Origin of the sequence: Streptomyces mirabilis (assembly GCF_039503195.1) — a bacterium.
GTDB lineage: Bacteria > Actinomycetota > Actinomycetes > Streptomycetales > Streptomycetaceae > Streptomyces > Streptomyces mirabilis_D.
The window spans coordinates 3,347,107-3,371,027 of record NZ_JBCJKP010000001.1 but is presented as its reverse complement, the minus strand read 5'-3'; the positions used below and the strand labels follow the sequence as shown (position 1 = coordinate 3,371,027).

Sequence of the window (23,921 nt, the reverse complement as noted above, 5' to 3'; positions counted from 1 at the left end):
GTGGGGCGACGGATCCCGTACCCGCGGGGACCGGCGGACGTCTACGTGGTCGGGTCCAGCGGCTGTCCCGCAGGGCCGCTCTCCCGCGCGTGCGCCGCGCCGCCGATGTCCGTGCCCGCCCAGGACAGCGCCGTCCAGCCCTCCTCGGGGGAGCCTTCCAGGATCACGATGTCGGTGTTGTCCAGCCGGTGTTCGGTCGCGAAGGACATGTCGACGTTGTGCGCCCGAGCCGCCGTCCACACCCGTATCGCGGCGCCGTGGCTGACCATGGCGACACTGCCCACGCCGGTCGCCGCGGCCTCAGCGACCACTGCGTCGAAGCGGCCCAGCGCCTCGATGCCGTTCTCGCCGCCCGGCATCCGCAGCGCGGTGTCCCCGGCCACCCAGGCGAACGCCGTCGTGAAGTACGTCCTGGCCGCCTCGGTGTCGCCGCGCATCATCTCCAGGTCCCCGGCCTCCAGCTCACGGATGCCGTCGCGTACGACCACCTCGAGCCCGCGGGCGGCCGCCAGCGGGGCGGCCGTCAGCTGGGTACGGGTCAGCGTGGAGACGTACAGCAGGTCGATGTCCACGTCCGCGAGCGTATGGGGCAGCGCGGCGGCCTGCTTCTCACCGAGGTCGGTCAGACCCGGGCCGGGGACGGCGGTGTCCAGGAGGAAGGCCACGTTGGACGGGGTCTGGCCGTGGCGGATGAGGATCAGGCGCATACGGTCACCTTCTCAGACGGCGCTACGACGGATGCGGCGACCCGGGCGGACGCGGCGGCCCTGGCGGGTGGGGCCGCCCTGCGGGGCAGAGTCGCCCTGCGGGGCAGAGTCGCCCTGCGGGGCAGAGTCGCCCTGCGGAGCAGAGTCGCCCCGCAGGGAAGAGCAGCCCCCAGGCCGGAGCAGCCCCGTGCCCCGGCCGCCCGCCCCGTGCCTCAGCCGCCGATCGTGAACCAGGTCGCCCGGGACTTCTTCCACTCGGGGTGGGTGAGGTCCTTGGCCTCCGTGCCGTCGCCGTACAGGTCGGCGGAGCCGTCGTCGGTGATCAGCTGGGCGCGGGCGCCGGGAACGGTGAGGTCCGGGACGTCGACGACCGACTCCCAGCCGCCCGGGTCCGAGGTGGGCAGGTCGCCCCGCTTGACCGGGGCGTGCGCCGGGTCGCCGTCCCAGGAGTAGAGGGCGTACGGGTCGGAGTTGTCGTCGGCGGCCCAGGAGCCCGCGACGATCAGGTACTGGTTCGCGGCGTTCTTGCGCAGGTCGCGCACGGAGAGGCCGCCGAGGTCCAGCTCGATCGGCGTCCCGAAGACGGCCGTGGCGCCGCTGCCGACCACCTTGTCCATGTTCGTGACGGGCACGAGGAGCGCCTTGCCGCCGGCGACCGCCGGGGCGAGCGGCGCGCGGAAGCCGAGGTACGCGGTCGTCGTCGACCCGGGCGCGAACTCCAGCCCCTCCACGTTGAACCCGTCGATCTGCTGGGGGACCTGGCCGTCGGCGGTGCCCGCCGCGAAGCCGTAACGGTCGCCGTGGGCCACGTCCCAGGCGACGAGGTCGTCGCGGAGCTTCCCGTACGAGCCGCCGTACGACAGCACGGTCGCCGCGCCCGAACCGCTGACCTTGGTGGTGAAGACGGTGTTGCGGGCGGACTTGTACTCGCCGTCCTTGTTGTTGCCCAGCGAGCCCGTCCAGTAGATCGTGTCGCCGACGCGCGTGGCGCCCTCGATGTCGATCTCCTTCGAGACACCGATGTTCGAGCTGAAGTCCCAGGTCTTCATGGGCGCGCCCGAGGCCGAACGGTCGTACAGGCGAAGGGTGTTGGACTCGTCGTCCGCCACCACCGCATAGCCGCCCCCGACGTCCACGGCGGCGGAGGCGTCGCTGGAACCCGTGAAGTACCTGCTGTCCGCGGCCTGTTGGACGGCGGCCGAGGCGGCGTAGTGCAGGGTCTTGGTGGCGGTGTCGCCGTCCACGCCGGTGACCTTCACGGTCAGGTCGGTGTAGCCCCGGCCGCGCGCGGCGATGGCGACCTGGCGGGTGGCGCCGGTGCCGGTGACCGTGACGTCGGCGGTGGTCGCGACGGAGGTCTTGCTGTTCTTGGTCACCGTGACCGTGAGCGCACCGGCGTCCGCGCCGCTCTGCGCGACCGTCACCTTCACGACCGGATCCCCGCTCGCCCCCACCGCGCCGGACAGATAGGCCGCCGACAGCGACAGTGTCGGCGTCCCGTGACTCGCCGCTCCGGCCTGGCTTCCCAGCCCCGTGACGGCGAGCGCGAGCGCCCCACTGGCAACGGCGAGCGTCCTGCGGCCACGGGGGAGAAGGTAGTCCTGCACGGGGACCCTTTCGTCGGCGTGATGTCGACGAGAAGGCTCGGCCGTCCCCACCAACTGCCGACGGCCCGCACCCGTCCACGGGGTGAACAAGTGCGGGCGCGGCTCACGGAGTTGGATCCGCCCCGAGCGAGCGCTGCGTGACGCCCGCCAGACGGTCCATGAAGACCTCGCGCGCGTCCGGCGTCAGCGTGCGCAGGGCGACCAGGGCCGTGATGACGACGTCGCAGAGCTCGGACCGCACGTCGTCCCAGGTGTGACTGGCGCCCTTGCGCGGGTTCTGGCCGGTCGCGCCGATCACCGCCTCGGCGACCTCGCCGACCTCCTCCGACAGTTTCAGGATGCGCAGCAGCAGGCCCTCCTGACCGCCGTGCGTGCGGTGGGCGTCCAGCCAGGTGCACAGACGGTCGATGGATTCCCAGACGTCGTCATCAGCCATGGGGCAAGCTTCCCGCACCGGCCGCGGGTCCCACGCCATCTGGACGGCCACGGGTACGCCCACGCCCACCCCCTCATGCGCCTACTCCTCGAACTCTTCGAACAGGGCCTCCTGCTTGCCCTCGGCAGTCTCGCGCACCCTCTTGTTCCGGGCGCCCACCACGGCCAGCGTGGCCGCCGCCGTCACGCCGAGCGCCACGGGGACCATCCAGCCGCGGTTCACGGCGTGGCCGAGGGCGTGGTCCAGCGAGAGGCGGCCGGGGCCCGCCACCGCGAGGCCCGCCGCCGTCAGGGCCAGCGACGCCGCGTGCTCGTAGCCGCCGTTCATCGCGAAGAACCCGTTGGGCAGATGGACCGCGGCCGCGCCCACCATCGCCCCGGCCGCCGCCGCGCCCGCCGCGGGGGTCGCGAGGCCCAGCGCCAGCAGGGTGCCCCCGCCGGCCTCGGCCAGCCCCGCCGCCGTCGCGCTCGCCTTCCCGGGCAGGTAGCCCATGGCCTCCATGGCGGTCCCGGTCCCCTCCAGACCGCCCCCGCCGAACCAGCCGAACAGCTTCTGCGCCCCGTGCGCGGCCAGCACTCCGCCCGTGCCCAGACGGAGCAACAGCAGTCCCAGATCACTTCGGTCGTAACAGGTCACGGTGGCTCCCAGAGCAGACGGCCGGCGGCAACGGTGAACGGTCCCTCCCGTGTCTCCACTGTCGCACCGATCACGCGTGACCGACGTGTTCGGGGTGTCGTTCGGGTGGCGGGCGTCCGGGACCGGTGTGAAGGTGACTCCCATGACGATTCAGGTAGCGAAACTCAGCGACCCGGCCGTCCGGGCCTTCGTCACCGCTGTGAACGCCCATGACCGTGCCGCCTTCGAGGCCGTCCTCGCACCCGACGCGACCATGTCCGACGACGGTGCCGACCGCGACCTGGCCGACTGGACCGATCGGGAGATCTTCTCCTCCCGCGGCCACATGGAGGTCGACAACGAGTCGAACGGCGGCCGTGCCCTCATCGCCCGCTACAGCAACGACACTTGGGGCGAGATGAAGACGAGGTGGAGCTTCACCGTCGACGACGGCGGCAGGATCATCCGCTTCGAGACCGGCCAGGCGTAGCCGGAACCGTCCGGGGGTCTTGCCTTCGTGTGCGCTCCAACTCCTAGCGTCCAGGGGCATGGAGAGCATCGGGAACAGGACGCTGGGACGGACCGGTATCGAGGTGAGCGCCCTCGGCTTCGGCTGCTGGGCCATCGGAGGCGAGTGGGCGACGCCCGGCGGGCAGCCGCTCGGCTGGGGCAAGGTCGACGACGAGGAGTCCGTACGAGCCGTCCGGCGGGCCCTCGACCTCGGCGTGACGTTCTTCGACACGGCGGACGCGTACGGGACGGGGCACAGCGAACGCGTCCTCGCGCGGGCACTGGGCAAGCGGCGCGCGGACGTGGTCGTCGCCACCAAGTGGGGCAACGTCATCGACGAGGACCGCCGCCTGTGCACCGGCTCCGACGACTCCCCCGCGTACGTCCGCCGTGCGCTGACCGCCTCACTGCGGCGCCTCGACACCGACCATGTCGACCTCTACCAGCTGCACCTCTCCGACGCCGACCCGGAGCGGGCCGCCCAACTCCGCGACACCTGCGAGGAGTTGGTTCGGGAGGGGCTGATCCGCTCGTACGCCTGGAGCACCGACGACCCGGCGCGGGCCGCCGTGTTCGCGCGGGGCCCGCACTGCGCGGCCGTACAGCACCGTCTCAACGTCCTCCAGGACGCGCCGGAACTCCTCGCGCTCTGCGAGGAGTCGAACCTCGCGAGCATCAACCGCAGCCCGCTCGCCATGGGGCTGCTCACCGGCGGGCGGAGCGCCGGGCGGGCGCTGGAGGCCGGGGACATCCGCAGCGCGCCGCCCGCCTGGCTGCCCGGCTTCCGGCGCGACAGCGGCGCCGACCCGGACTGGCTCGCCCGGGTCGACGCCCTCCGGGACATCCTCACCAGCGGCGGCCGTACCCTCGCGCAGGGCGCCCTCGCCTGGCTGTGGGCCCGCAGCCCGCGCACCGTCCCGATCCCCGGCTTCCGCTCGGTCGCCCAGGCCGAGGAGAACGCCGGCGCGATCGCGCGAGGGCCGCTCACCGCCGCGCAGTTGGCCGAGGCCGACCGCGTGCTGGGACGGTGAGCGGCCCCGGGCCGCGTCTACTGCTGGACGTACTGCTGGGCCAGGGGGCGTCGGCCCCCCTGCTCGGTCAGTGTGATCTGCCCGGCCTCGATGGTCGCGAGGCGCGGCGCCCGGCGGGCGATCGACGAGTCGTGGGTGACCATGATGAAGGTCAGCCCGTACTCGTGCCACAGCCCTTCCAGCAGACCCATGATGTCGTCGCGGGTGCCCTCGTCGAGGTTGCCGGTCGGCTCGTCCGCGAGGAGCACCTTCGGCTTCTTGACCAGCGCGCGGGCGATGGCGACACGCTGCTGCTGGCCGCCCGACAGCTCGGACGGCGCATGCGTCAGCCGCTCGCCGAGACCGACGGAACGCAGCGCCTCGGCGGCCCGCTCGCGCCGCTCCGCGGGCTTCACCCCGAGCGGTACGAGCGCGGTCTCGACGTTCTCCTGCGCGGTCAGCGTCGGGATGAGGTTGAAGGACTGGAAGATGATGCCGATCTTCTCGGCGCGCAGCCGGGTCAGCTTGGCCTCGCTGATGGAGGCGAGGTCGACGCCGTCCAGCTCGACGCTGCCGGCGGAGGGACGGTCCAGGCCGCCGATCATCTGGAGCAGGGTGGACTTGCCGCCGCCCGTGGGGCCCTGGATGACGAGCTGGTCGCCGTCCTCGATGGTGAGGTCGATGCCACGCAGCGCCTCCACCGTGTCCTTGCCCCGTGTGTAGCGCTTGGTGACGCCGGTGAGCTTGTACATGAGGTTCTCCGAAGATGAAGCAGGCGTTGAAGTGGGAGGGGAGAGAGGAGGAGGGGAGAGAGGAGGAGGGGAAGGGGCAGGGCGCGGACGGGATCGCCCGAAGGGGCTAGGCGACGCTGCGCAGCGCGTCCGCCGGGCGCATCCGCGAGGCGCGCCAGCCGCCCATCGCACCGGCGATCAGACCGCCCGCGATGGCCAGGCCCGCGGCGAGCGCGATGGTGGTCACCGAGACCGGCGCGGAGAGCGCGATCTCCATCGTGTTCTTGACCGCCTGCTGCCCGGGACCGCCACCGCCGGGGCCACCGCCCATTCCGCCACCGCCACCACCGGTGTTGCCAAGCTCCGCGGTCAGCTTCGGGCTGATCGCCGTCACCGCGTACGCCGCGCCGAGGCCGATGGCGATGCCGAGCGCGCCGCCGATCAGACCGTTCACGATGGACTCGCCGACGACCTGCCGGGTGACCTTGCGGGAGGGCCAGCCGAGCGCCTTGAGGGTGCCGAACTCACGCACCCGGCGGGACACGGCGGAGGAGGTCAGCAGCGCCGCCACCAGGAACGCGGCCACGAGCACCGCGATGGACAGCCACTTGCCGACGCTGGTCGCCAGGTTCGAGGCGGTCGACAGGGAGCCGGAGACGGTGGAGGCGAGGTCGGCGGAGGTGGTGACCGTCGTACCCGAGATGTTCTTCTGGATGGTCGCCTTGACCGTGGTGATCTGCTTGGAGTCGGTCGCCTTGACGTAGATCGTGGTGACCTTGTTCTTCGCGTCGCCCAGCGTCTGCGCCTGCTTCAGCGGCAGGTAGACGTCGGTCGTCGATTCACTGCTGTCCGGCGTCGCGATCCCGATGACCGTGTACTTGGTGCCGGAGATCTTGAAGGTCTTGCCGACCGTGTACTTGTTCTCCTTGGCGTACGACTTGCTGACCACCGCGACCTTCGCATCGGTCTGCGTCGCCGTGAAGGTCTTGCCCGAGGTGATCTTCGAGGTGGCGAGCGGGCCGAGGCCCTGGTCGGTGACGTCGACGCCTGCGACGGAGTACGAGTTCACGTCGAAGGAGGCGCCGCCGCCCTGCACCTGGGGCGCTCCCGTGCTGCTGCCGCCGGGGCCGCCCTGCCGGGAGGAGCCGCCGGACGTCGAGGACTTCGCGGTGCCCTGGGTGAAGGAGCCGTCGACCTTGGTGACGTTCAGGCTCAGCGCGCCCACCGCGCTCGCCACGCCTTTCTGCGTGGAGACCTTGGTGACCAGGGAGGAGGCCAGGGACTGTCCGCCCTGCGTCATCACGCGGTCCGAACTCTGCTTGGTGGAGCTGCTCGACTTGGCGTTGAAGTCGAACTTCGGTCTGCCGGACGAGGTGCCCGAAGGCGCCGCCTGGGCCTTGGTCACCGTCATGTCGGTGCCGAGCCCGTACAGCGACTTCAGGACCTTGTCCTGAGCCTGCTGCATGCCGGCCGACACCGAGTTGACGGTGATGACCAGCGCGATACCGAGCGCCAGACCCATGGCGATCACCAGGGCCGCTTTCTTGCGCCGGCTCAGCTCACGCTTGAGATAGATGCCAAACATCCCGTTCCCCAAAGGTTCTTGGCGCCCGCTGTGGGCGCGGCCACAAGCTATGGAGAAACCTTTGAGCGGGGCTGAGTAAGAGATGGGTGAGAGCTGAGAAAGTAGGGTCCGGAATCAATATTCCGTAAGACAGCTGATTCCTGAGGTCCGGAGGGGCTGTTGCCAGGAAACCCCTGTGGGGTGGGGTGCTGAGGGCAGGAGTCGGCCGGACGTACGGGCGGGGGGTGTTCCTTCGCCCTGCCTTTGGGTGCGCTGTGCCCTTTCTTCGGGGGCCCGACGCGTGGCGACTTCGAGACCCCGGCGTACGGACCCGCGAACTTCTTTTGTACGGTCCCGGGATGCGTGATTCCTCTCCCGTCCCTCCGCGTGCCGCTCGGCTGTCCCGCCGTGCCGCCCTCGGCCTCGTCGCGGCGCTCCCGCTGGCCGCGGCCTCCCCGGCGTCGGCCGCCACGCCCGTGATCGGCGGTGAGCGGCTCGCTCGCGCCGGCGTCCAGGTGCGCGGTGCCGCGGGACTGCCGAAGCGGCTCACCGCCCGCTCCTGGCTCGTCGCCGACCACCAGAGCGGCGAGGTGCTCGCCTCGTACCACGCGCACACGCACCTGGCGCCCGCCTCCACGCTGAAGATGCTCTTCGCGGACACCGTGCTGAAGAACTTCGAGCGGACCGAGCGGCACCGGGTGACCGACGCCGACCTCGCCGACATCCCCGCGGGCTCGAGCATGGTCGGCGTCAAGCCCGGCATCACCTACACCGTCGAGCAGTTGTGGCTCGGCGTCTTCCTGCGCTCCGGCAACGACGCGGTGCACGTCCTCAGCCACATGAACGGGGGTGTCGCCAGGACGGTCGCCCAGATGCAGGCCAAGGCCCAGGACCTGCAGGCCCTGGACACCCATGTGGTCAGCCCCGACGGCTTCGACCACAAGGGGCAGGTGTCGTCCGCGTACGACCTGACGCTCTTCGCCCGCCACGGCCTCGCCGACGCCGACTTCCGCGCCTACTGCCACACGAAGACCGCGAACTTCCCGGCGGGCGGCAAGAAGACCTTCCAGATCCAGAACACCGACCGCCTGCTGACGGGCGCGTGGGGTGTGCCGACGTACGACGGACTCATCGGCGTGAAGAACGGCTACACCAGCAACGCCGGCAACACCTTCACCGGCGCCGCGACCCGTGGCGGGCGGACCCTCCTCGTCACCGTGATGCACCCCAAGAGCGGCGGCAGCGGCGTCTACGAGGAGACGGCCGCGCTGCTCGACTGGGGGTTCAAGGAGGGCGCGAAGGCCCAGCCCGTGGGCGCCCTCGTCGATCCGCTCAGCGAGGGCGGCGCCTCCGCGGCCCCCACCCGGAAGGCGGCGACGGCGGCGGCCGGAGCTCCCGCGACGGCCGCGGGCGACGGCGGCTCGTCGTCGTGGGGGCTGGTCGGCGGGGCCGGGGGAGCGGTCGCGCTGCTCGCGGGCGGGGCGTACGCGTGGCGCAGGCGGCGGCGTGTGGTGGGGGACGAGGCCCCCGAGGGACGCCAGGACGGTCAGGACGGTCAGCAGGGCTGACCGCGGTGGCCGCTGGGGGGCGGCCGTCATTGGGACAGCCGTTCCGAGGCTCGGAGCTCACCTCGCGGTCCCGCGCGAGGTCCGCCCCCCACCCAGGCCGCGGAACGGCTGCCACCACCCCCCTCGGTGTGGACCGTGGTCGTACCGAAGTCCTCCACTCCAAGTGTGAAGCTCTGGTGGAGAAGGCACGAGCATAAGCCTGCCACCGGCCCGAACGGTACGGAGGTTCAGCTTCCGTTTGTGTAGGTTGAGCCGTTGACGAGCCGTTGACGAGCCGTCGACGAGCTGTCCGGGGCCCGTCAACCGCGCCCGACATACGGCATCGCGGTGGCCAGTACCGTCGCGAACTGCACATTCGCCTCCAACGGCAGCTCGGCCATGTGCCGCACCGTGCGTGCCACGTCCGCCACGTCCATCACCGGCTCGACCGCCGTTTCCCCGTTCGCCTGCAACGCTCCCGTCCGCATGCGCTCGGTCATGTCGGTCGCCGCGTTGCCGATGTCGATCTGACCGCAGGCGATCCGGTACGGACGCCCGTCCAGGGACAGCGACTTGGTCAGCCCCGTCAGCGCGTGCTTGGTCGCCGTGTACGCCACCGACCGTGGGCGGGGCGTGTGCGCCGAGATCGAGCCATTGTTGATGATCCGGCCGCCCTGCGGGTCCTGCTCCTTCATCTGCCGATAAGCGGCCTGCGCGCACAGGAACGCGCCGTTGAGGTTCGTGTTCACGACGTGCAGCCATGCCTCGTACGGCAGTTCCTCGACCGGGACACCGCCGGGTCCGAACGTCCCCGCGTTGTTGAAGAGCAGGTCCAGCCGCCCGAAGCGCTCGCGCGCGGCGTCGAACAGAGCCGCCACGTCGTCGGGGCGCGAGACGTCGGTGCGTACGACGAGGGAGGGCGCCTCAAGGACGAGGGCGGCCGTCTCCTCCAGCGTCTCCGTCTTGCGTCCGGCGAGCGCCACCGACCAGCCGGTGCGCAGCAGTTCGACGGCCACCGCACGGCCGATGCCGGAGCCCGCGCCGGTCACCACCGCGATCTTCGCCTGCGAGGCGGGCAGGGCGTTCGAGTCGTTGAGGGCATTCATGGGCCCGCAGCGTAATCGGGAGGGGCTGCCGTGCGGTGTCGGCGTCCTGGTCGGACCGTCCTGGTGCGATTGTTTTGGTGGGACCGTCCTGGTGGGACCGTCCTAGTCGGTCTCTCCGGGGTAGCGGACGCCGATCTGGGTGCGGATCGTGTCGAGCGTCCGCATCACGGCGAGGCTGCCGTCCAGGGGGACGAGCTGTGACTCCTTCTCGCCGGCCCGCAGGGCGCGCATCACCTCGGCGGCCTCGTGCCTGAGGCTGGTGCGCGGGCCGTGCGCCGGGTCGGCCGTGAACTCCTCGGGGTCGCGGCCGTCGCGGTGCAGCACGAGCCGGTCCGGGAAGAAGAAACCGCCCGGGATGTCGATGCGGCCCTGGGAGCCGGTGACGGAGGCGGAGACGGGGGTGCCCCCGTTGACGGAGCAGTGCACCGAAGCGAGAGCGCCGCTCTCCCAGGTGAGCAGTGCTCCGGTCTGGAGATCGACGCCCTCGTCGGAGAGCACCGCTCTCGCGGTGACGCCCGAGGGCTCCCCCAGCAACAACTGCGCGAACGACACCGGATAGACGCCGAGATCCAGCAGCGCGCCACCGCCCTGGGCGGGGTCCCGCAGCCGGTGCGACGGCGGGAACGGGCCATTGATCCCGAAGTCGGCCTGAATCGTGCGGACTTCACCGATCACGCCGTCGTCGACGAGGCCCTTGAGCCGCCGGACCAGCGGATTGCAGTACATCCACATGGCCTCCATCAGGAAGCGGTCGTGCTCCTTGGCGAGCGCGACCAGTTCCTCCGCCTCGCGCAGGTTCAGTGTGAACGCCTTCTCGCACAGCACATGGCGCCCCGCCTCCAGACACATCCCGGCGGCGGCCCGGTGCGCCGAGTGCGGAGTGGCGACGTACACGACGTCGACGTCCTCGTCCGCAGCGAGCGAGGCCCAGTCCCCGTACGCCCTCGGTATCCCGAACCGCTCGGCGAACGCCTTCGCCGAGGCGTCGGTCCGCGAGGCCACGGCCACGACCTCGGCGTCCGGCATGTCCACCAGATCCGCCGTGAAGGCCGCCGCGATCCCGCCGGTCGCCAGAATCCCCCACCGCACCCGCTCGCCCACGCCCGTCATTCCCGGCCCTTCGCTCTGCCACTCGCTCAGCCACTTGACGTTCTGTGACCCCGAACACTCCGTTCGAACTGAGAGCATAGGTGGCGGATTACTCGAAGAGGGAGGGGCTCATGCCCGAGCGCGGGCACACCAGGCGGGACCCGAAGGGCCCGGAGGCCCCGGAGGGGCACATACCGAACACGGCGGTGGCCGACGGACCGGCGACCCCCGACGCACCGGCGACGCCCGAAGCGCCGGACCGCGGTGCCCTGCGCCGCACCGGACTCCTCGTCACCCTGATCCTCGGCGGACTCACCGCCACGCCCCCGCTGTCGATGGACATGTACCTCCCGGCCCTGCCGGAGGTCACCCGCGCACTGCACGCCCCCGCTGCCACCGTCCAGCTCACGCTGACCGCCTGCCTCGCCGGGATGGCGCTCGGCCAGCTCGTCGTCGGACCGATGAGCGACAAATGGGGCCGCAGACGCCCGCTCCTCGTCGGCCTCGTCGTCTACGTCCTCGCCACCGCCCTGTGCGCCCTCGCCCCGAACGTCGAACTCCTCGTCGCCTTCCGCCTCGCGCAGGGCCTCGCGGGCGCGGCCGGCATCGTGATCGCGCGAGCCGTCGTACGCGACCTGTACGACGGCATGGCGATGGCCCGCTTCTTCTCCACCCTCATGCTGATCTCCGGCGTCGCCCCCGTCGTCGCGCCCCTCATCGGCGGCCAGATCCTGCGCGCCACCGACTGGCGGGGCGTGTTCGTCCTCCTCACGGCGGTCGGCATCGCACTCACCGCGCTCGTCTGGACCAGGCTCCCCGAGACCCTCGAGCCCGCGCAGCGCCACGGCGGCGGCGTCGGTGCGGCGCTGCGCGCCATGCGCGGACTGCTCGCCGACCGCGTCTTCACCGGCTACACGCTGGCGGGCGGCTTCGCCTTCGCGGCACTGTTCGCATACATCAGCGCCTCTCCTTTCGTGATCCAGGAGATCTACGGCGCGTCCCCGCAGACCTTCAGCCTGCTCTTCGGGATCAACTCCGTCGGCCTGGTGATCGTCGGCCAGATCAACGGCAAGATCCTCGTCGGCCGGGTCAGCCTCGACAAGGTCCTCGCCGTCGGCCTCGCCCTCATCGCCCTCGCCGCGACGGCGCTGCTCCTGCTCTCCACCGGAGTCTTCGGCGAGGCAGGCCTCGTCCCGGTGGCCGCGGCCCTCTTCGTCCTCATGTCCGCCATGGGCCTCGCCATGCCCAACACCCAGGCGCTGGCCCTGATGCGGGTACGGCACGCGGCCGGTTCCGCGTCCGCACTGCTCGGCACCTCCTCCTTCCTCATCGGCGCGATCGCCTCCCCGCTCGTCGGCATCGCCGGGGAGCACACCGCGGTCCCGATGGCCGTCGTCCAACTGGCGGCGGTACTGGTGGCCATCGTCTTCTTCGTGGGACTGTGCCGTCCCTGGCAGACGGGACACACCGTGGACGGAAAGGCGGCGGGCAGCTGAGCGCACCGAGACTGCGCGTGGACACCCCGGAACGGGCCGGACTCGACCCGACGGAACTGCGCCACCTCGTACGGGACGTCCGCATCCTCACCCGTGGGCCGCGCCCCTGGGCGGCGGGCGTCGTGCTGGTCGCGGGCCGCGGCCCGGTCATCGCCGTCGAGGAGGCGGCGGGCTGGGCCGTGCGCTACTCCTCGTACGACGAGAAGACCGACGCCGGGGTCGAACTGCCGCCCGGGGACCGGCGGCCGATGACCGTCCACACCCCCTTCGACCTGGCCTCCCTCACCAAGCTGTTCACGGCGGTCGCCGCGGTGCAGCAGCTGGAGCGGGGCACGTTGGGGATCGACGCGCGGGTGGGGGCCTATCTGCCGGAGTTCCGCGCGGCCTGCGCCCACGACATCACCGTACGACAGCTGCTCACGCACACCTCCGGGCTGCGCCCCGAACTCCCGCTGTACGACTGCCCGGACGACGCGGCGCGCCTCGCCCTGCTGCGGGCCGAGGCCCCCTCGTCCCGGCCGGGGGAGTACGTCTACTCCGACCTGAACCTGATCCTCCTCCAACACGTCCTGGAACGCGTCACCGGCCGCACGCTCGACGTCCTCGTCCGCGACGGGATCACCCGGCCGCTCGGGATGACCGCCACGTCCTTCGGGCCGTGCGAGGGGGCGGCGGCGACCGAGGACCAGCGGCGGCCGTGGGGCAAGGTGGACCGGGGGATGCTGCGGGGGGTCGTGCACGACGAGAACGCGTGGGCGCTCGGTGGGGTGGCCGGGCACGCGGGCCTCTTCTCCACGGCCCACGACCTCGCGATCTTCTGCCGGACCCTCCTCGCGGGCGGCTCCTACGGCCCCGCCCGCATCCTCGGCCCCGACTTCGTCGAGCTGATGCTCGCCCCGCCGGGCCTCGGCTTCGCCGTCGACCAGCCCTGGTTCATGGGTGCGCTGGCCGGGCGGGGCGCCGCGGGGCACACCGGTTTCACCGGTACGTCCCTTGTACTGGCCCCCGCGACGGACACGTTCCTGGTGCTCCTCGCGAACACCGTGCATCCCCGCCGACGCCCTCCGGACAGCGCGCCCCGGGCAGAGGCGGCGACGCGGCTCGCGCGGGCGGTACGGGGTGCGTGAGCGGGGGTTCTGTTCGCCTGCGGGTGCGTCGTGGCTGGTCGCGCAGTTCCCCGCGCCCCTACGGGATCGGGGCTGGGCCCCGGATCCCCGGACGCGCGGGGTTCTTCGGCTGCGGCCCGGTGGGGGCTGGTCGCGCAGTTCCCCGCGTTCCTGAAAGCCCTGGGTCGTCCGGCGTTGCAGGGCGAGGTCGGGGGCCGCACCCCACCCACCCCGGCCCGCATCTTCAGCCCGTCCGGCGTGTGAGGACGAGGCCGTTCAGGCCGATCGGGGGTTTGGGGGCGGAGCCCCCATGTGGGGAGGGGACGGGTAGGGGCGGCGGGGGCGAGGAAGCCGGCGCGGCGACCGTAGAATCGGTGGGTGAACGTCCCCGTACCTCCCGCCGAGACCCTGCGTACCGCCCTCGCCGGACTCCTCGACGGCCTCCCGCCGAAGGCGGCCACACAGGCGGTCGACCGGCTGATCGCGAACTACCGGGGAACGACCCCCACCCACACCCCGGTCCTCCGCGACCGCTCGGACGTGGTCGCGTACGCCGCCTACCGCATGCCGGCGACGTTCGAGGCGGTGCGATCGGCGCTGGAGGCGTTCGCGGACGCGGTCCCGCAGTGGACGCCGGCGAGCCACGTGGACGTCGGCGGCGGCACGGGCGCCGCGACCTGGGCGGTGAACGCGACCTGGGCGGGCGCCCGCCCCGTGACCGTCCTCGACTGGGCCGAGCCCGCCCTCGCGCTGGGCCGCGAGATCGCCGCGGCGAACCCGGAACTGAAGTCCGCCGAATGGCACCGCTCTCGTATCGGATCGGCGCTCACCATCGAGAGCACTGATCTCGTCACCGTCTCCTACGTCCTCGGCGAGCTCACCGACGCCGACCGCGCCTCCGTCGTGACCGCCGCCGCGACCGCCGCCCAGGCCGTCGTGATCATCGAGCCCGGTACGCCCGACGGCTACGCGCGCGTCATCGAGGCGCGGGACCGTCTGATCACCGCCGGGTTCCACGTCGCCGCCCCCTGCCCGCACAGCGCGGCCTGCCCGATCGTCCCCGGCGAGGACTGGTGCCACTTCTCCGCCCGGGTCGCGCGTTCCTCCCTGCACCGTCAGGTCAAGGGCGGCTCCCTGCCCTACGAGGACGAGAAGTTCAGCTACGTCGCCGCCACCCGCCTCGCGCCGACCCCGGCCCCCTCCCGCGTCGTACGCAAGCCGCAGATCCGCAAGGGCCAGGTACTCCTGGACCTGTGCGGCCCCGACGAGGCCCTGCACCGCGAGACGGTGACCAAGCGTCACGGGCCGCTGTACCGGGCGGCCCGCGACGCGGACTGGGGCGACGCCTGGCCACCGCCGCCCGCGGAGGACCAGCAGCCGGGGCTCAGCTCCTCGGCACCTCCGCTCCTCAACACCTCAGCTCCTGTGTGCAGCACTTCACGCTGCCGCCGCCCTTGAGAAGCTCGCTCAGGTCGATGCCGACGGGCTCGAAGCCACGTTCCCGCAGCGGACCGAGGAGCCCCGTGGCGGCCTGCGGCAGCAGCACGTGCAGGCCGTCCGAGACCGCGTTGAGGCCGAACGCGGCGGCGTCCTCGGCACCGGCGATCAGCGCGTCGGGGAACAGTCGCCGCAGTACCTCCCGGCTACCGGGGGAGAAGGCGGGCGGGTAGTACATGACCTCGTCCGTCGTGTCGTCGAGGACGGCGAGGGCGGTGTCGAGGTGGTAGTAGCGGGGGTCGACCAGGTCGAGCCCGATCACCGGTCGCGCGAAGAACTCCTGGGCCTCGCCGTGCGAGAGGGGGCTCGCGCGAAAGCCACGGCCGGCGAGTACGTAGGAGGCGGTGACCGCGAAGTCGCCCTCGCCCTCGTTGACGTGGACCGGCTCCTGGACGTGCGGGAAGCCGTGTGCGCGGAACCACTCCAGGTGGGCCGCCGCCTCCGGTTCACGCTCGCGGTGCGCGAACCGGGCGCCCAGCACCCGACCGTCGACGACCGTCGCCCCGTTCGCGGCGAAGACCATGTCCGGCAGGCCGGGGCGCGGGGTGAGTTCCTCGACCGTGTGGCCGAGCGCGAGGTAACGGCTGCGCAGGTCCTCCCACTGGGCGACGGCGAGCGGCACGTCGACCGGCTTGGCGGGGTTCATCCACGGGTTGATGGCGTAGGTGACGTCGAAGTGTGCGGGTGGGCACATCAGATAGCGCCGGGGTGTGGCGCGGCGGGGAGGCTGCAAGGAGGGCTCCTCACGTACCGCAGGGGCAGGTGATGCCCATGGTGCGGTCCGCGGGGCCCGTCGGCCCGCTGGCGAACGGGTGGACTTCGCAGGGCCACGACGGTTCCCGCCCCCGCCGCCCCAACCCTCCCCCAAGCTCTCGACTTCGCTCGAGCAGGGGGGACCCCCGTCATCCCTGGGGGCTACGCCCCCAGACCCCCTGTCGGGCTGAACGGCCTCGTCCTCACACGCCGGACGGGCTGAAAGATGCGCGCCGGCGTCCTTGAGGGGCGCGGGGAACCGCGCGACCAGCCCCCACCGGTCCGCAGCCGGCCACGAGACGCCCCGTCTTGTCATCCTGTTAGATTCGCCCCATGGCTCACACGCCCCGCCCCTCCGCCGAACCCGCCCCTGCCAAACCCACCCCCGACTCCACCCGCCGCAGCGAGAAGTCCCGGCGTGCGATCTTCGACGCCGCTCTCGCCCTCGTCGGCGAGGTCGGCTATCCCAAGACCACGATCGAGGGCATCGCCGCCCGCGCCGGCGTCGGCAAGCAGACGATCTACCGGTGGTGGTCGTCGAAGGCGGACGTCCTGCTGGAGGCGTTCATCGATCTGAGCGCCCAGGCGGCGGAGGCGGCGGACCGGTCGGAGGTGCTGGGGGAGCGCGCGGAGTACGTCATCCCGGACACCGGCGATCTCGCGGCCGACCTCAAGCTGGTCCTGCGCGCCACCGTCGACGAACTCCAGAACCCCACGTTCGAGATCCCCTCGCGCGCCCTGGCCGCGGAGGGCGTCGTGAACGAGGCACTCGGCGTCGAGTTCGTGACCAAGCTCCTCGAACCCCAGCTCCAGCTCTACGTGAAGCGGCTGCGGTCCGCCCAGGACAAGGGCGACCTGCGCCCGGACATCGACCCCCGCATCGCCCTGGAACTCTTCGTCTCCCCGCTCGCGCAGCGCTGGCTCCAGCACACCGGCCCCATCTCGTACGCGTATACGGACACTCTCGTCGACTACGCGTTGTACGGCCTCGCTCCACGGGGATGAATCATGCCAAAGCGCCCCGGATGGGGGGCTCTGTCCATTCGGGGCGCGGGAGGGTGGGACCATAGAGGTTGTTGAAGGCGTTCGTCGGCACGATTGACCGACGTGAACGTGAACCACGTGAACGTGATGGACATGGACGCCGCGACACGACCGCTGTCGGCACAACTGCTTGGCGAGGGGATTGATGAGCGCAGAGTTCGGCCGCCGCTCCGGCGCGCAGGGCAGGATCTCCCAGTGGCTGCGTGGTCGCCGTCCGAAGGGTGCGACAGAGATCGCTGCCGACGGCGGGCGCGAGGCCCTGCTGATCGCCGCTGCCGCCGCGGGGCTGCCGCTCGCGCAGGCCGCGTACCCCTCCGGCTACCGCTGTTCCTGTGACCGCGTCGGCTGCCCCACCCCCGCGCGCCATCCCGTCTCCTTCGCCTGGCAGACCCAGTCGACGACCGACCGCGCCCAGATCGAGCGGTGGGTCCGGCATCAGCCGCAGGCCAACTTCATCACCGCGACCGGCATGGTGCACGACGTCCTCGACGTGCCCGTGGACGCGGGCCGCGAGGCGCTCGAGCGGCTGCTCGCCTCCGGTGTGGAGGTGGGGCCCGTCGCGCAGAGCGGCGACGGCCGCATGTTCTTCTTCACACTCACCCGCGGTACGCCCGAGGACGAGGACGAGTGGTGGCCGTGCGAGCTGGACTCGCACCCCGAGACGACGGACGAGCACCCCGGTCTGCGCTGGCACTGTCGAGGCTCGTACGTCCTGGTGCCGCCGGCCCAGCTCCCCGGTGGCCTGACGGTCGACTGGGTACGGGGCCCGGAACACCCCCTCCCCGACCCCCTGAGCCTGCTCGAGGCGCTGACGGACGCCTGTGCCCGTTACGTGGGCGAGAACGAGTCGGACGACCATCTGGCAGCCTGGCCCCACCGCAACTAGCCCACCGGAACCGGCCGAGCCCCCGGCTAGCCGCCCTTCGCCGCCGTCAGCCCCTCGATCCGCCCCAGCACCGCCACCTGTTGCTTCTGCGCGCTCTTCCCGGGGTCCAGGACCGCCTGGTTGGAGACGAACTCCAGGGTGAGGGACTGCTTGATGTCACCGGTGGTCAGGGCCTTGACGTCCGCACTGAGGGCCGGGATCTCGGTGCCCTGCGCGGCGGTCTGCTTCTCGTAGCGGCGGGTGACGAAGAAGACCAGCGCGCCGCCGTCCGCGGTGCGCAGCCCCACCGGGGCGTAGTCGCCCGAGGTCAGCGGCTCGTCGATGTATTGCCGGGCGAGACCGGGCTTGACGGCGTTCTTGGCGCGCTGGGTCCGCCACTGCGAGGTGTGGAGGCCCGGTGCGAAGGTGTCACCGCCGCTCTTCAGATACGTGGTGTACGACTGGCTCAGTTTGTTCGGCTCGACGGCGAGAGCCGTGTCGTCCCCGGTGACGGGCTGCGCCCAACCGTCCTTGTCCTGCTGGAACTTCGGTACGTCGGTGGCGGCGAGGACGGTCAGGTACGAGGCCTGCCACACGTCGTTCGCGCTGCCCCGGGTGAAGACGAGCAGCCAACGGTAGCCCGCCACGCCCTTGTTGGCCGCGGCGTCGGCCACGAACCAGCGCGGCCAGCCGGCCTTCGCCGGTATCGAGAACTTCGCGTCGGTCAGCGACAGCGGCGAATAGGACGGGTTGCCGCCCGGATTGTTCTTCTGCCCGGCCGTCAGCTTCGCCCCGTCGATGGCGCCCAGGGCGCCGGTGACGCGGTCCGCGTCCAGGGAGCTGTCGTTCGCCTTGTCCGCCTTGTTGTAGGCGGCGGTGAAGTCCTTGAGCGCACGCGCGGCCTCGGTCCGGGTCGCCGTCGGTACGACCTCCCGCTCCCCGTGCACCACCACGCAGCCGCTCGCCGTCAAGGACAGAACGGTCACCGCCCCCGCTGTCAGGGCGAACCGGTTGAGACTACGAAGCCTTCGTGGGCTGCGACCCGCGCGATCCCTGCTCATCAGGTACCTTCACCTTCCCCTTCCCGGAGGCGAACCCTACCGGGGCGAGGAAGATCGCGAGTGTCGGGACCAGGTACAGCGCCCACACCGTGACCTGAAGGACCGTCGGGTCGGGCTGGAAGTTCAACACGCCCTTGAGGAGCGTGCCGTACCAGCTGTCCGGCGGGATCGTGCCACTGATGTCGAAGGCGAGATTCCGCAGCCCCGGGATCCAGTCGGCCTCCTGCAGGTCGTGGACGCCGTACGCGAGCACACCCGCCGCGACCACGACCAGCATGCCGCCGGTCCAGGTGAAGAACTTCGCGAGGTTGATCTTCAGGGCGCCCCGGTAGAAGAGCCAGCCGAGGAAGACCGCGGTGGCCAGGCCCAGGGCGACACCGATCAGCGGGCGCGGGGTGCCGTCGCTCGCCGCGTGCACCGACGCCCACACGAACAGCGCCGTCTCCAGACCCTCCCGGCCGACGGCCAGGAACGCGGTCGCGACCAGCGCGCCCGTGCCCATCGCCAGCGCCGCGTCCAGCCTGCCGTGCAGTTCGGACTTCAGATGCCGGGCGGTGCGCCGCATCCAGAAGACCATCCACGTCACCAGGCCGACCGCGACGATCGACAGCGAACCGCCGAGCGCCTCCTGTGCCTCGAACGTCAGCTCCTGGGAGCCGAACTCGAGCGCGCAGCCGAAGCCGAGCGCGAGCGCGAGCGCGACGCCGATGCCCATCCAGATGGGCTTCAGGGCGTCCTTGCGATCGGTCTTCACCAGGTAGGCGATGAGGATGCAGACGACGAGGCTGGCTTCCAGCCCCTCGCGCAGGCCGATCAGATAGTTGCCGAACACGGGCTACGCCTCCTTGGAGAACAGCGCGCGCCCCCACCAGTCGTCCTTGTCGAGGACGCCGGGCGGGACGGCGAAGACCGCCGAACTCACGTGCTGGATGTACTCGTTGAGCGCGTCGGAGCGCGCCAGACTGCGCTGCACCGGGATGAACCCCTTGCGCACGTCACGCTGGTAGGCGAGGAAGAACAGCCCGGCCTCCAGCCTGCCGAGGCCGTCCGTGCCGTCCGTGAAGGAGTAGCCGCGGCGCAGCAGGGTGACCCCGTCGTTGGAGTCGGGATGCGCGAGCCGTACGTGCGCGTCGGGCTTCATCGCCTTCAGGAACGGCTCGTCGCGCTCCTGGGCCTTGCCGACCGGCGCGCCCTCGCCCTTGTCCCGGCCGAAGACGTCCTCCTGCTCCTGCAGCGAGGTCCGGTCCCAGGTCTCGATGTTCATCCGGATGCGGCGCGCCACGAGGTACGAGCCGCCGGTCATCCAGGCGGGACCCTCGCCCTCGCCCACCCACACGAACTTCTTCAGCCGGTCCGGCTCGGTGCCCGCGATGTTGCGGGTGCCGTCCTTGAACCCCATGAGGTTGCGGGGGGTCTGGGCGTCGGGGGTCGTCGAGGAGGTCTTGCCGAAACCGAGCTGCGACCAGCGGATGGCGACCTTGCCGAAGCCGATCCGGGCCAGGTTGCGGATCGCGTGCACCGCGACCTGCGGGTCGTCCGCGCAGGCCTGGACGCACAGGTCGCCGTCGCTGCGCGTCTTCTCCAGGTTGTCACCGGGGAACGGCGGCAGGTCGACGAGGGCCTCCGGCCGCTGCCCCGTCAGCCCGAACTTCTCGCCGTACTTCTCGAACAGCGAGGGCCCGAAACCGATGGTCAGGGTCAGCCGGGACGGCCTGAGGCCCAGGGCCTCGCCGGTGTCGTCCGGTGGTGCCTCGGCCAGTCCGCCGTACGCGCCCTCACCGACCGCGTGCCCCGCGGTCATCCGGCGCGCGGCGGCCGTCCAGTCCTTCAGCATCTGGACGAACGCGGCGCGGTCGTCCGTCTTCACGTCGAACGAGGCGAAGTGCAGCCGGTCCTGCACCGGCGTCGCGATGCCCGCCTGGTGCGCGCCGTGGAAGGCGACCGCGGCGCCGGTCTCGGCACCCGCCGGGTCCGCGTCGCTGCCGGTACGGGTCATCGCCACCGCGCCGCCGGCCGCGGCGGCCCCGAGCGCGAGCCCGGCACCGCCCCAGCCGATCAGCGAACGCCGGGAGGGCGAAGGTCCGCCCGCTGCCTGTGTGGTGTCGTTCGTCATGACGCGCCCCGCCTACTTCACAACAGCCGCGGCGAGCTTGGACAGCGGCTCGGCGAGCGCGTTGACCGCGTCCGAGAGCTCCTTGCGCTGGTCCTTGGTGACTTTGTCGTACGACACGAAGCCGTTCTGCGCCTTCTCCTGCGGATCGTCCGTGCGGTACTTGTCCAGCAGCGTGTTCAGCGCCGAGAACTGCTTGTCGAGCTCGGTGGTCAGCGTCTTGTCGTTCTGCTGTGCGACCGGCTTGAGCAGCTCGTACGACTTCTGCGCGCCCTCGACGTTGCCCTTGAAGTCGCTGAGGTCGGTGTGCGAGTAACGGTCCTCCTCGCCGGTGACCTTGCCGGTGGCGACCTCGTCGAGCAGTTCCTTGGCGCCGTTGGCCATGGAGGTCGGGGTGATCTCGGCCGTGCCGACCCGCTTCTGCCAGCCCTTCAGGTCGGTGACCAGCTCATCGGCGAGGGCCTTCTGCTCGGCGCCGATCTTCTTGTCCTGCCAGAGGGCCTTCTCCAGCGCGTGCCAGCCGGTCCACTTCTGGCCCTTCTCCAGGTCGTTGACGCGGGTGTCGGTCTTGGGGTCGATGTCCCCGAAGGACTCCGCGATCGGCTCGGTGCTCTCCCAGCCGAAGCGGGAGGGGGCGTAGGCCTGCTTGGCGGCCTCGATGTCGCCGGCCTTGATGGCGTTGGCGAACGTCTCCACCTTCGGGATCGTCGCGTCGGCCTGCTCCTGCGCGTACTCGCGGTAGGCGGCGACGGCCTTGTCGAGGCGCGGGTCGCGCTTGGCGACCGTGCCACCGGTCACGGCGAGCTTCTGGCGGACGCCGAGGCCCTTCATGCCGGGGCGGCAGGCTATCTCGTACGAACCGGCCTTGACCTCGGCGGTCAGCGTGTACTTGGTGCCCGGGCCGATGTTCTCCTTCTCGGAGACGATCCGGTCGTCCGGGAAGAGGATCTCGACCTCGGTGGCCTTCGAGCCCTTGTTCTCGATGTTCAAGGTGACCTGGCCGGCCGGGACGGACTTCGAGGAGGTCTCGCACTTGGAGTCGGCGGCGGTCACCTGAATCGCGTCGCCGGACCCGGCGTCGCTCTTCTCGGTGCAGCCCGTGACGGCGGCCAGAGCGGCCGCGGTCGCGGCGGCGGTGACAACTGAGAGTCGGACGGCTCGCATTCAGGCTCCAAGGGAACGACGGACAGGCCAGGCGGAAGATCCCCGCCGGCATGGTGAGGCTGCCCTAACTTACCTGAGGCTTACCTCACTCTTACCCCTCCCTGCGGTGATTCAGCTCTCACGGTTGGGGCACGGGCACGGCCTGATCGCGGTGACTCAAAATTGGAACCCATGAAAAGGTCAAGCGATGGTCAAGTATCTCGTTCGGTGGTCACGGCGCCCCGTTCGGGAGTCACCAGGACGGCACCCGTCCGGGGGTGCGGGATCACTTCGACGGGCCGGTGGTAGACCTCGCTCAGCAACGCGCCCGTGAAAACCTCGGCCGGCGGTCCCTCGGCGGCGACACGACCGGCGCACAGAATCGCCACCCGGTGCGCGTACGTCGCCGCGAGCCCCGGATCGTGCAACACCACGACCACCGCGTCACCGGCGTGCGCCCTTGGCGTCGGCACGGGGACGAGTGTGGTGGTCGCGGTACGCGGCGGCGCACGGCGTGGAACGGGTGATGTTTGAATGCTCGGGTGACAGATTTCGACGTACTGCGCGTCTTCTGCGGGCCCGGTGGTGACCACGGCAACGAGCTCGGTGTGGTGCGCGAGGGTTCGGTGATGCCGGATCCGGAGGAGCGGCAGGCGTTCGCCGCGAAGCTCGGGTTCAGCGAGACCGTGTTCGTCGACGACCCCGAGCGCGGGGTCGTCGACATCTACACCCCGACCCTGCGGCTGCCGTTCGCCGGGCATCCCTGTGTCGGGGTGGGGTGGCTGCTCGACATTCCCGAACTGGTCACGCCCGCCGGGGTGGTGGGGGTGCGGCTGGACGGGGAGTTCAGCTGGATCGAGGCGCGGGCGGAGTGGGCGCCGGGGCGTACGTTGCGGCAGTACGGGTCCGCCGACGAGGTCGACGCGCTGGCCGTGCCGGAGCCGGGCGAGTGGGTGTACGCCTGGGCCTGGGAGGACGAGTTGGCCGGGCGCGTGCGGGCCCGAGGCTTTCCCGGACGGGACGACGGCATCGTGGAGGACGAGGCGACGGGGGCGGCGGCGCTGCTGCTCACCGACCGGCTGGGCCGCGCCCTGAACATCGTCCAGGGCGCCGGCTCCCAGATCCTCACCGCGCCGCAGCCGGGTGGGTGGGTGGAGGTGGGAGGCCGCGTACGACTGCTCCGAACCTGAACGCCCAGGGGGGTCTGGGGGGCGTAGCCCCCAGGGATGGGGCGGAGGAAGTCGTCGGGTGCCGGCTCAGGCGGTGAGGGGGAACTCCTCGCCCAGGGCGTGGAAGACCGCCGTGTTGAGGGCGAACGCCCGCCTGCACTCGGCGATGATCCGCTGCCGCTCCAACTCGTCCGCCCGCACCCCGTCCAGCAATTCGCGATACCCCCGCTTGAACGCGGCCGGATTACCGATGTCCTCGAAGACGTAGAAGCGGACGCCGTCACCCTTCCGAGCGAAGCCCCAGGTCTGTTCCGCCTTGCCCCGGATGATCTGACCGCCGGAGAGGTCGCCGAGGTAGCGGGTGTAGTGGTGGGCGACGTACCCGCCGGGCCACTCGCGCGCGCACTCGGCGACCCGCGCCGCGTACGCCTCGGTGGCGGGCAGCGCGGTGAGCGTCGCCCGCCAGTCCGCACCCCGCAGATGCGTGAGGTCACGCTCCAGCGCACCGCGACGCAGCAACTCCGGCCGGATGAACGGCCCGGCCACCGGATCGGACGCCAACCGCTCGGCGTCCGCCTCCAGCGCCTCGTACACGAACCACAACTGCTCGGTGTAGCGCCCGTACGCCTCGACACCGAGCCTGCCGCCGAGCAGGTCGCTCATGAACGTCGAGGTCTCAGCCTCCCTGTGCTGCTCGTGCGACGCGGTGCGGATCTGCGTCGAGAACGCCGTGTTCATGGGACCTCCGGTGCCGA

At 71.4% G+C, this 23,921-nt stretch carries 23 protein-coding genes and 1 pseudogene; 9 read left to right on the top strand and 15 right to left on the bottom strand.

All coding sequences use genetic code 11. The features are described from left to right. Nucleotides 1-41: 41 nt before the first annotated feature. The 4 genes from AAFF41_RS15890 to AAFF41_RS15875 all read right to left on the bottom strand — a co-directional run bounded on the left by AAFF41_RS15890 (nt 42) and on the right by AAFF41_RS15875 (nt 3,386). Nucleotides 42-707: a histidine phosphatase family protein gene (locus AAFF41_RS15890; RefSeq protein WP_319743648.1), complete on the bottom strand. Its 666-nt coding sequence runs from the start codon at nt 705-707 to the stop codon at nt 42-44. A gap of 212 nt (nt 708-919) precedes the next feature. Then, nucleotides 920-2,314, bottom strand: coding sequence for a hypothetical protein (locus AAFF41_RS15885; RefSeq protein WP_388405709.1), 1,395 nt, complete (start codon nt 2,312-2,314; stop codon nt 920-922). Between the two features lie 103 nt (nt 2,315-2,417). Then, the gene (locus AAFF41_RS15880) at nt 2,418-2,750 is read right to left on the bottom strand and encodes a MazG-like family protein (RefSeq protein ID WP_181651543.1); all 333 of its coding nucleotides are present in this window, start codon (nt 2,748-2,750) and stop codon (nt 2,418-2,420) included. An 81-nt stretch (nt 2,751-2,831) separates the two neighbouring features. Next, nucleotides 2,832-3,386, bottom strand: a complete 555-nt coding sequence (locus tag AAFF41_RS15875) for a DoxX family protein (protein ID WP_319743646.1) — start codon at nt 3,384-3,386, stop codon at nt 2,832-2,834. 142 nt (nt 3,387-3,528) lie between these two features. Here AAFF41_RS15875 and AAFF41_RS15870 point away from each other — a divergent pair, with 142 nt between their 5' ends. Together AAFF41_RS15870 and AAFF41_RS15865 are read left to right on the top strand one after the other, a co-directional pair. Beyond that, nucleotides 3,529-3,855, top strand: a complete 327-nt coding sequence (locus tag AAFF41_RS15870; protein ID WP_054231034.1) for a nuclear transport factor 2 family protein — start codon at nt 3,529-3,531, stop codon at nt 3,853-3,855. 58 nt (nt 3,856-3,913) lie between these two features. Further along, complete coding sequence (locus AAFF41_RS15865) at nt 3,914-4,906, top strand: aldo/keto reductase (protein ID WP_319743644.1); 993 nt, start codon at nt 3,914-3,916, stop codon at nt 4,904-4,906. Between the two features lie 17 nt (nt 4,907-4,923). On the opposite strand, the gene AAFF41_RS15860 is transcribed toward AAFF41_RS15865, so the two are convergent. Together AAFF41_RS15860 and AAFF41_RS15855 are read right to left on the bottom strand one after the other, a co-directional pair. Next, nucleotides 4,924-5,637, bottom strand: a complete 714-nt coding sequence (locus tag AAFF41_RS15860) for an ABC transporter ATP-binding protein (protein ID WP_319743642.1) — start codon at nt 5,635-5,637, stop codon at nt 4,924-4,926. Nucleotides 5,638-5,743: 106 nt separating this feature from the next. Then, on the bottom strand, nt 5,744-7,201 hold the full coding sequence (locus tag AAFF41_RS15855; protein ID WP_343324099.1) for an ABC transporter permease: 1,458 nt from the start codon (nt 7,199-7,201) through the stop codon (nt 5,744-5,746). Nucleotides 7,202-7,539: 338 nt separating this feature from the next. On the opposite strand from AAFF41_RS15855, the gene AAFF41_RS15850 reads away from it, so the two are divergent. After that, nucleotides 7,540-8,748 (top strand): D-alanyl-D-alanine carboxypeptidase family protein, encoded by a 1,209-nt coding sequence (locus AAFF41_RS15850; RefSeq protein WP_343324098.1) that lies wholly within the window; start codon nt 7,540-7,542, stop codon nt 8,746-8,748. Between the two features lie 299 nt (nt 8,749-9,047). Here AAFF41_RS15850 and AAFF41_RS15845 read toward each other — a convergent pair whose 3' ends face one another. Together AAFF41_RS15845 and AAFF41_RS15840 are read right to left on the bottom strand one after the other, a co-directional pair. Then, on the bottom strand, nt 9,048-9,833 hold the full coding sequence (locus tag AAFF41_RS15845; RefSeq protein ID WP_319743636.1) for an SDR family oxidoreductase: 786 nt from the start codon (nt 9,831-9,833) through the stop codon (nt 9,048-9,050). A gap of 102 nt (nt 9,834-9,935) precedes the next feature. Beyond that, entirely contained in the window at nt 9,936-10,943 is a 1,008-nt protein-coding gene (locus tag AAFF41_RS15840; protein ID WP_319743633.1) for a Gfo/Idh/MocA family protein, read from the bottom strand. 110 nt (nt 10,944-11,053) lie between these two features. Between AAFF41_RS15840 and AAFF41_RS15835 the strand changes: the two genes are divergently transcribed. The 3 genes from AAFF41_RS15835 to AAFF41_RS15825 all read left to right on the top strand — a co-directional run bounded on the left by AAFF41_RS15835 (nt 11,054) and on the right by AAFF41_RS15825 (nt 14,982). Further along, nucleotides 11,054-12,418, top strand: a complete 1,365-nt coding sequence (locus AAFF41_RS15835) for a multidrug effflux MFS transporter (RefSeq protein WP_343324097.1) — start codon at nt 11,054-11,056, stop codon at nt 12,416-12,418. Nucleotides 12,419-12,435: 17 nt separating this feature from the next. Continuing rightward, nucleotides 12,436-13,545: a serine hydrolase domain-containing protein gene (locus AAFF41_RS15830; RefSeq protein WP_425526128.1), complete on the top strand. Its 1,110-nt coding sequence runs from the start codon at nt 12,436-12,438 to the stop codon at nt 13,543-13,545. A gap of 357 nt (nt 13,546-13,902) precedes the next feature. Then, the gene (locus AAFF41_RS15825; protein ID WP_319743626.1) at nt 13,903-14,982 is read left to right on the top strand and encodes a small ribosomal subunit Rsm22 family protein; all 1,080 of its coding nucleotides are present in this window, start codon (nt 13,903-13,905) and stop codon (nt 14,980-14,982) included. Here AAFF41_RS15825 and ddaH read toward each other — a convergent pair. Further along, complete coding sequence (ddaH, locus tag AAFF41_RS15820; RefSeq protein ID WP_060896287.1) at nt 14,933-15,715, bottom strand: dimethylargininase; 783 nt, start codon at nt 15,713-15,715, stop codon at nt 14,933-14,935. The two genes, AAFF41_RS15825 and ddaH, sit on opposite strands and share 50 nt — an antisense overlap. A 392-nt stretch (nt 15,716-16,107) precedes the next feature. Here ddaH and AAFF41_RS15815 point away from each other — a divergent pair, with 392 nt between their 5' ends. Both AAFF41_RS15815 and AAFF41_RS15810 read left to right on the top strand, forming a co-directional pair. Then, nucleotides 16,108-16,779 carry a TetR/AcrR family transcriptional regulator gene (locus tag AAFF41_RS15815; protein WP_319743624.1) on the top strand — a complete coding sequence of 224 codons (672 nt, stop codon included), beginning with the start codon at nt 16,108-16,110 and terminating at the stop codon, nt 16,777-16,779. A gap of 184 nt (nt 16,780-16,963) precedes the next feature. Then, nucleotides 16,964-17,704, top strand: a complete 741-nt coding sequence (locus AAFF41_RS15810; protein WP_319743622.1) for a bifunctional DNA primase/polymerase — start codon at nt 16,964-16,966, stop codon at nt 17,702-17,704. A 26-nt stretch (nt 17,705-17,730) separates the two neighbouring features. On the opposite strand, the gene AAFF41_RS15805 is transcribed toward AAFF41_RS15810, so the two are convergent. The 5 genes and pseudogenes from AAFF41_RS15805 to AAFF41_RS15785 all read right to left on the bottom strand — a co-directional run. Next, a complete protein-coding gene (locus AAFF41_RS15805; RefSeq protein ID WP_319743621.1) occupies nt 17,731-18,744 on the bottom strand; it encodes an SCO2278 family lipoprotein in 1,014 nt (337 codons plus the stop codon). Continuing rightward, nucleotides 18,701-19,576, bottom strand: coding sequence for an iron uptake transporter permease EfeU (efeU, locus tag AAFF41_RS15800; protein WP_319743619.1), 876 nt, complete (start codon nt 19,574-19,576; stop codon nt 18,701-18,703). Before efeU ends, AAFF41_RS15805 begins: the two co-directional genes overlap by 44 nt. A 3-nt stretch (nt 19,577-19,579) precedes the next feature. Continuing rightward, nucleotides 19,580-20,857 (bottom strand): iron uptake transporter deferrochelatase/peroxidase subunit, encoded by a 1,278-nt coding sequence (gene efeB / locus AAFF41_RS15795; protein ID WP_319743617.1) that lies wholly within the window; start codon nt 20,855-20,857, stop codon nt 19,580-19,582. 12 nt (nt 20,858-20,869) lie between these two features. Further along, nucleotides 20,870-22,018 (bottom strand): iron uptake system protein EfeO, encoded by a 1,149-nt coding sequence (gene efeO, locus AAFF41_RS15790; protein ID WP_319743615.1) that lies wholly within the window; start codon nt 22,016-22,018, stop codon nt 20,870-20,872. Nucleotides 22,019-22,209: 191 nt separating this feature from the next. After that, nucleotides 22,210-22,458 (bottom strand): annotated as a pseudogene (locus tag AAFF41_RS15785) (hemin ABC transporter ATP-binding protein); the annotation flags it as partial. Nucleotides 22,459-22,539: 81 nt separating this feature from the next. Here AAFF41_RS15785 and AAFF41_RS15780 point away from each other — a divergent pair. Continuing rightward, nucleotides 22,540-23,187: a PhzF family phenazine biosynthesis protein gene (locus tag AAFF41_RS15780; protein ID WP_319743613.1), complete on the top strand. Its 648-nt coding sequence runs from the start codon at nt 22,540-22,542 to the stop codon at nt 23,185-23,187. Nucleotides 23,188-23,253: 66 nt separating this feature from the next. On the opposite strand, the gene AAFF41_RS15775 is transcribed toward AAFF41_RS15780, so the two are convergent. After that, nucleotides 23,254-23,904: a biliverdin-producing heme oxygenase gene (locus tag AAFF41_RS15775; RefSeq protein ID WP_319743611.1), complete on the bottom strand. Its 651-nt coding sequence runs from the start codon at nt 23,902-23,904 to the stop codon at nt 23,254-23,256. Nucleotides 23,905-23,921 lie beyond the last annotated feature (17 nt).

What these genes read in the sequence shown, in the direction of transcription:
- AAFF41_RS15890 (WP_319743648.1), bottom strand. Translation starts at nt 707, where the DNA reads ATGCGCCTGATCCTCATCCGCCACGGCCAGACCCCGTCCAACGTGGCC.
- AAFF41_RS15880 (WP_181651543.1), bottom strand. Translation starts at nt 2,750, where the DNA reads ATGGCTGATGACGACGTCTGGGAATCCATCGACCGTCTGTGCACCTGG.
- AAFF41_RS15870 (WP_054231034.1), top strand. Translation starts at nt 3,529, where the DNA reads ATGACGATTCAGGTAGCGAAACTCAGCGACCCGGCCGTCCGGGCCTTC.
- AAFF41_RS15865 (WP_319743644.1), top strand. Translation starts at nt 3,914, where the DNA reads ATGGAGAGCATCGGGAACAGGACGCTGGGACGGACCGGTATCGAGGTG.
- AAFF41_RS15860 (WP_319743642.1), bottom strand. Translation starts at nt 5,637, where the DNA reads ATGTACAAGCTCACCGGCGTCACCAAGCGCTACACACGGGGCAAGGAC.
- AAFF41_RS15855 (WP_343324099.1), bottom strand. Translation starts at nt 7,201, where the DNA reads ATGTTTGGCATCTATCTCAAGCGTGAGCTGAGCCGGCGCAAGAAAGCG.
- AAFF41_RS15850 (WP_343324098.1), top strand. Translation starts at nt 7,540, where the DNA reads ATGCGTGATTCCTCTCCCGTCCCTCCGCGTGCCGCTCGGCTGTCCCGC.
- AAFF41_RS15845 (WP_319743636.1), bottom strand. Translation starts at nt 9,833, where the DNA reads ATGAATGCCCTCAACGACTCGAACGCCCTGCCCGCCTCGCAGGCGAAG.
- AAFF41_RS15840 (WP_319743633.1), bottom strand. Translation starts at nt 10,943, where the DNA reads ATGACGGGCGTGGGCGAGCGGGTGCGGTGGGGGATTCTGGCGACCGGC.
- AAFF41_RS15835 (WP_343324097.1), top strand. Translation starts at nt 11,054, where the DNA reads ATGCCCGAGCGCGGGCACACCAGGCGGGACCCGAAGGGCCCGGAGGCC.
- ddaH (WP_060896287.1), bottom strand. Translation starts at nt 15,715, where the DNA reads ATGTGCCCACCCGCACACTTCGACGTCACCTACGCCATCAACCCGTGG.
- AAFF41_RS15815 (WP_319743624.1), top strand. Translation starts at nt 16,108, where the DNA reads ATGGCTCACACGCCCCGCCCCTCCGCCGAACCCGCCCCTGCCAAACCC.
- AAFF41_RS15810 (WP_319743622.1), top strand. Translation starts at nt 16,964, where the DNA reads ATGAGCGCAGAGTTCGGCCGCCGCTCCGGCGCGCAGGGCAGGATCTCC.
- AAFF41_RS15805 (WP_319743621.1), bottom strand. Translation starts at nt 18,744, where the DNA reads ATGAGCAGGGATCGCGCGGGTCGCAGCCCACGAAGGCTTCGTAGTCTC.
- efeB (WP_319743617.1), bottom strand. Translation starts at nt 20,857, where the DNA reads ATGACGAACGACACCACACAGGCAGCGGGCGGACCTTCGCCCTCCCGG.
- efeO (WP_319743615.1), bottom strand. Translation starts at nt 22,018, where the DNA reads ATGCGAGCCGTCCGACTCTCAGTTGTCACCGCCGCCGCGACCGCGGCC.
- AAFF41_RS15775 (WP_319743611.1), bottom strand. Translation starts at nt 23,904, where the DNA reads ATGAACACGGCGTTCTCGACGCAGATCCGCACCGCGTCGCACGAGCAG.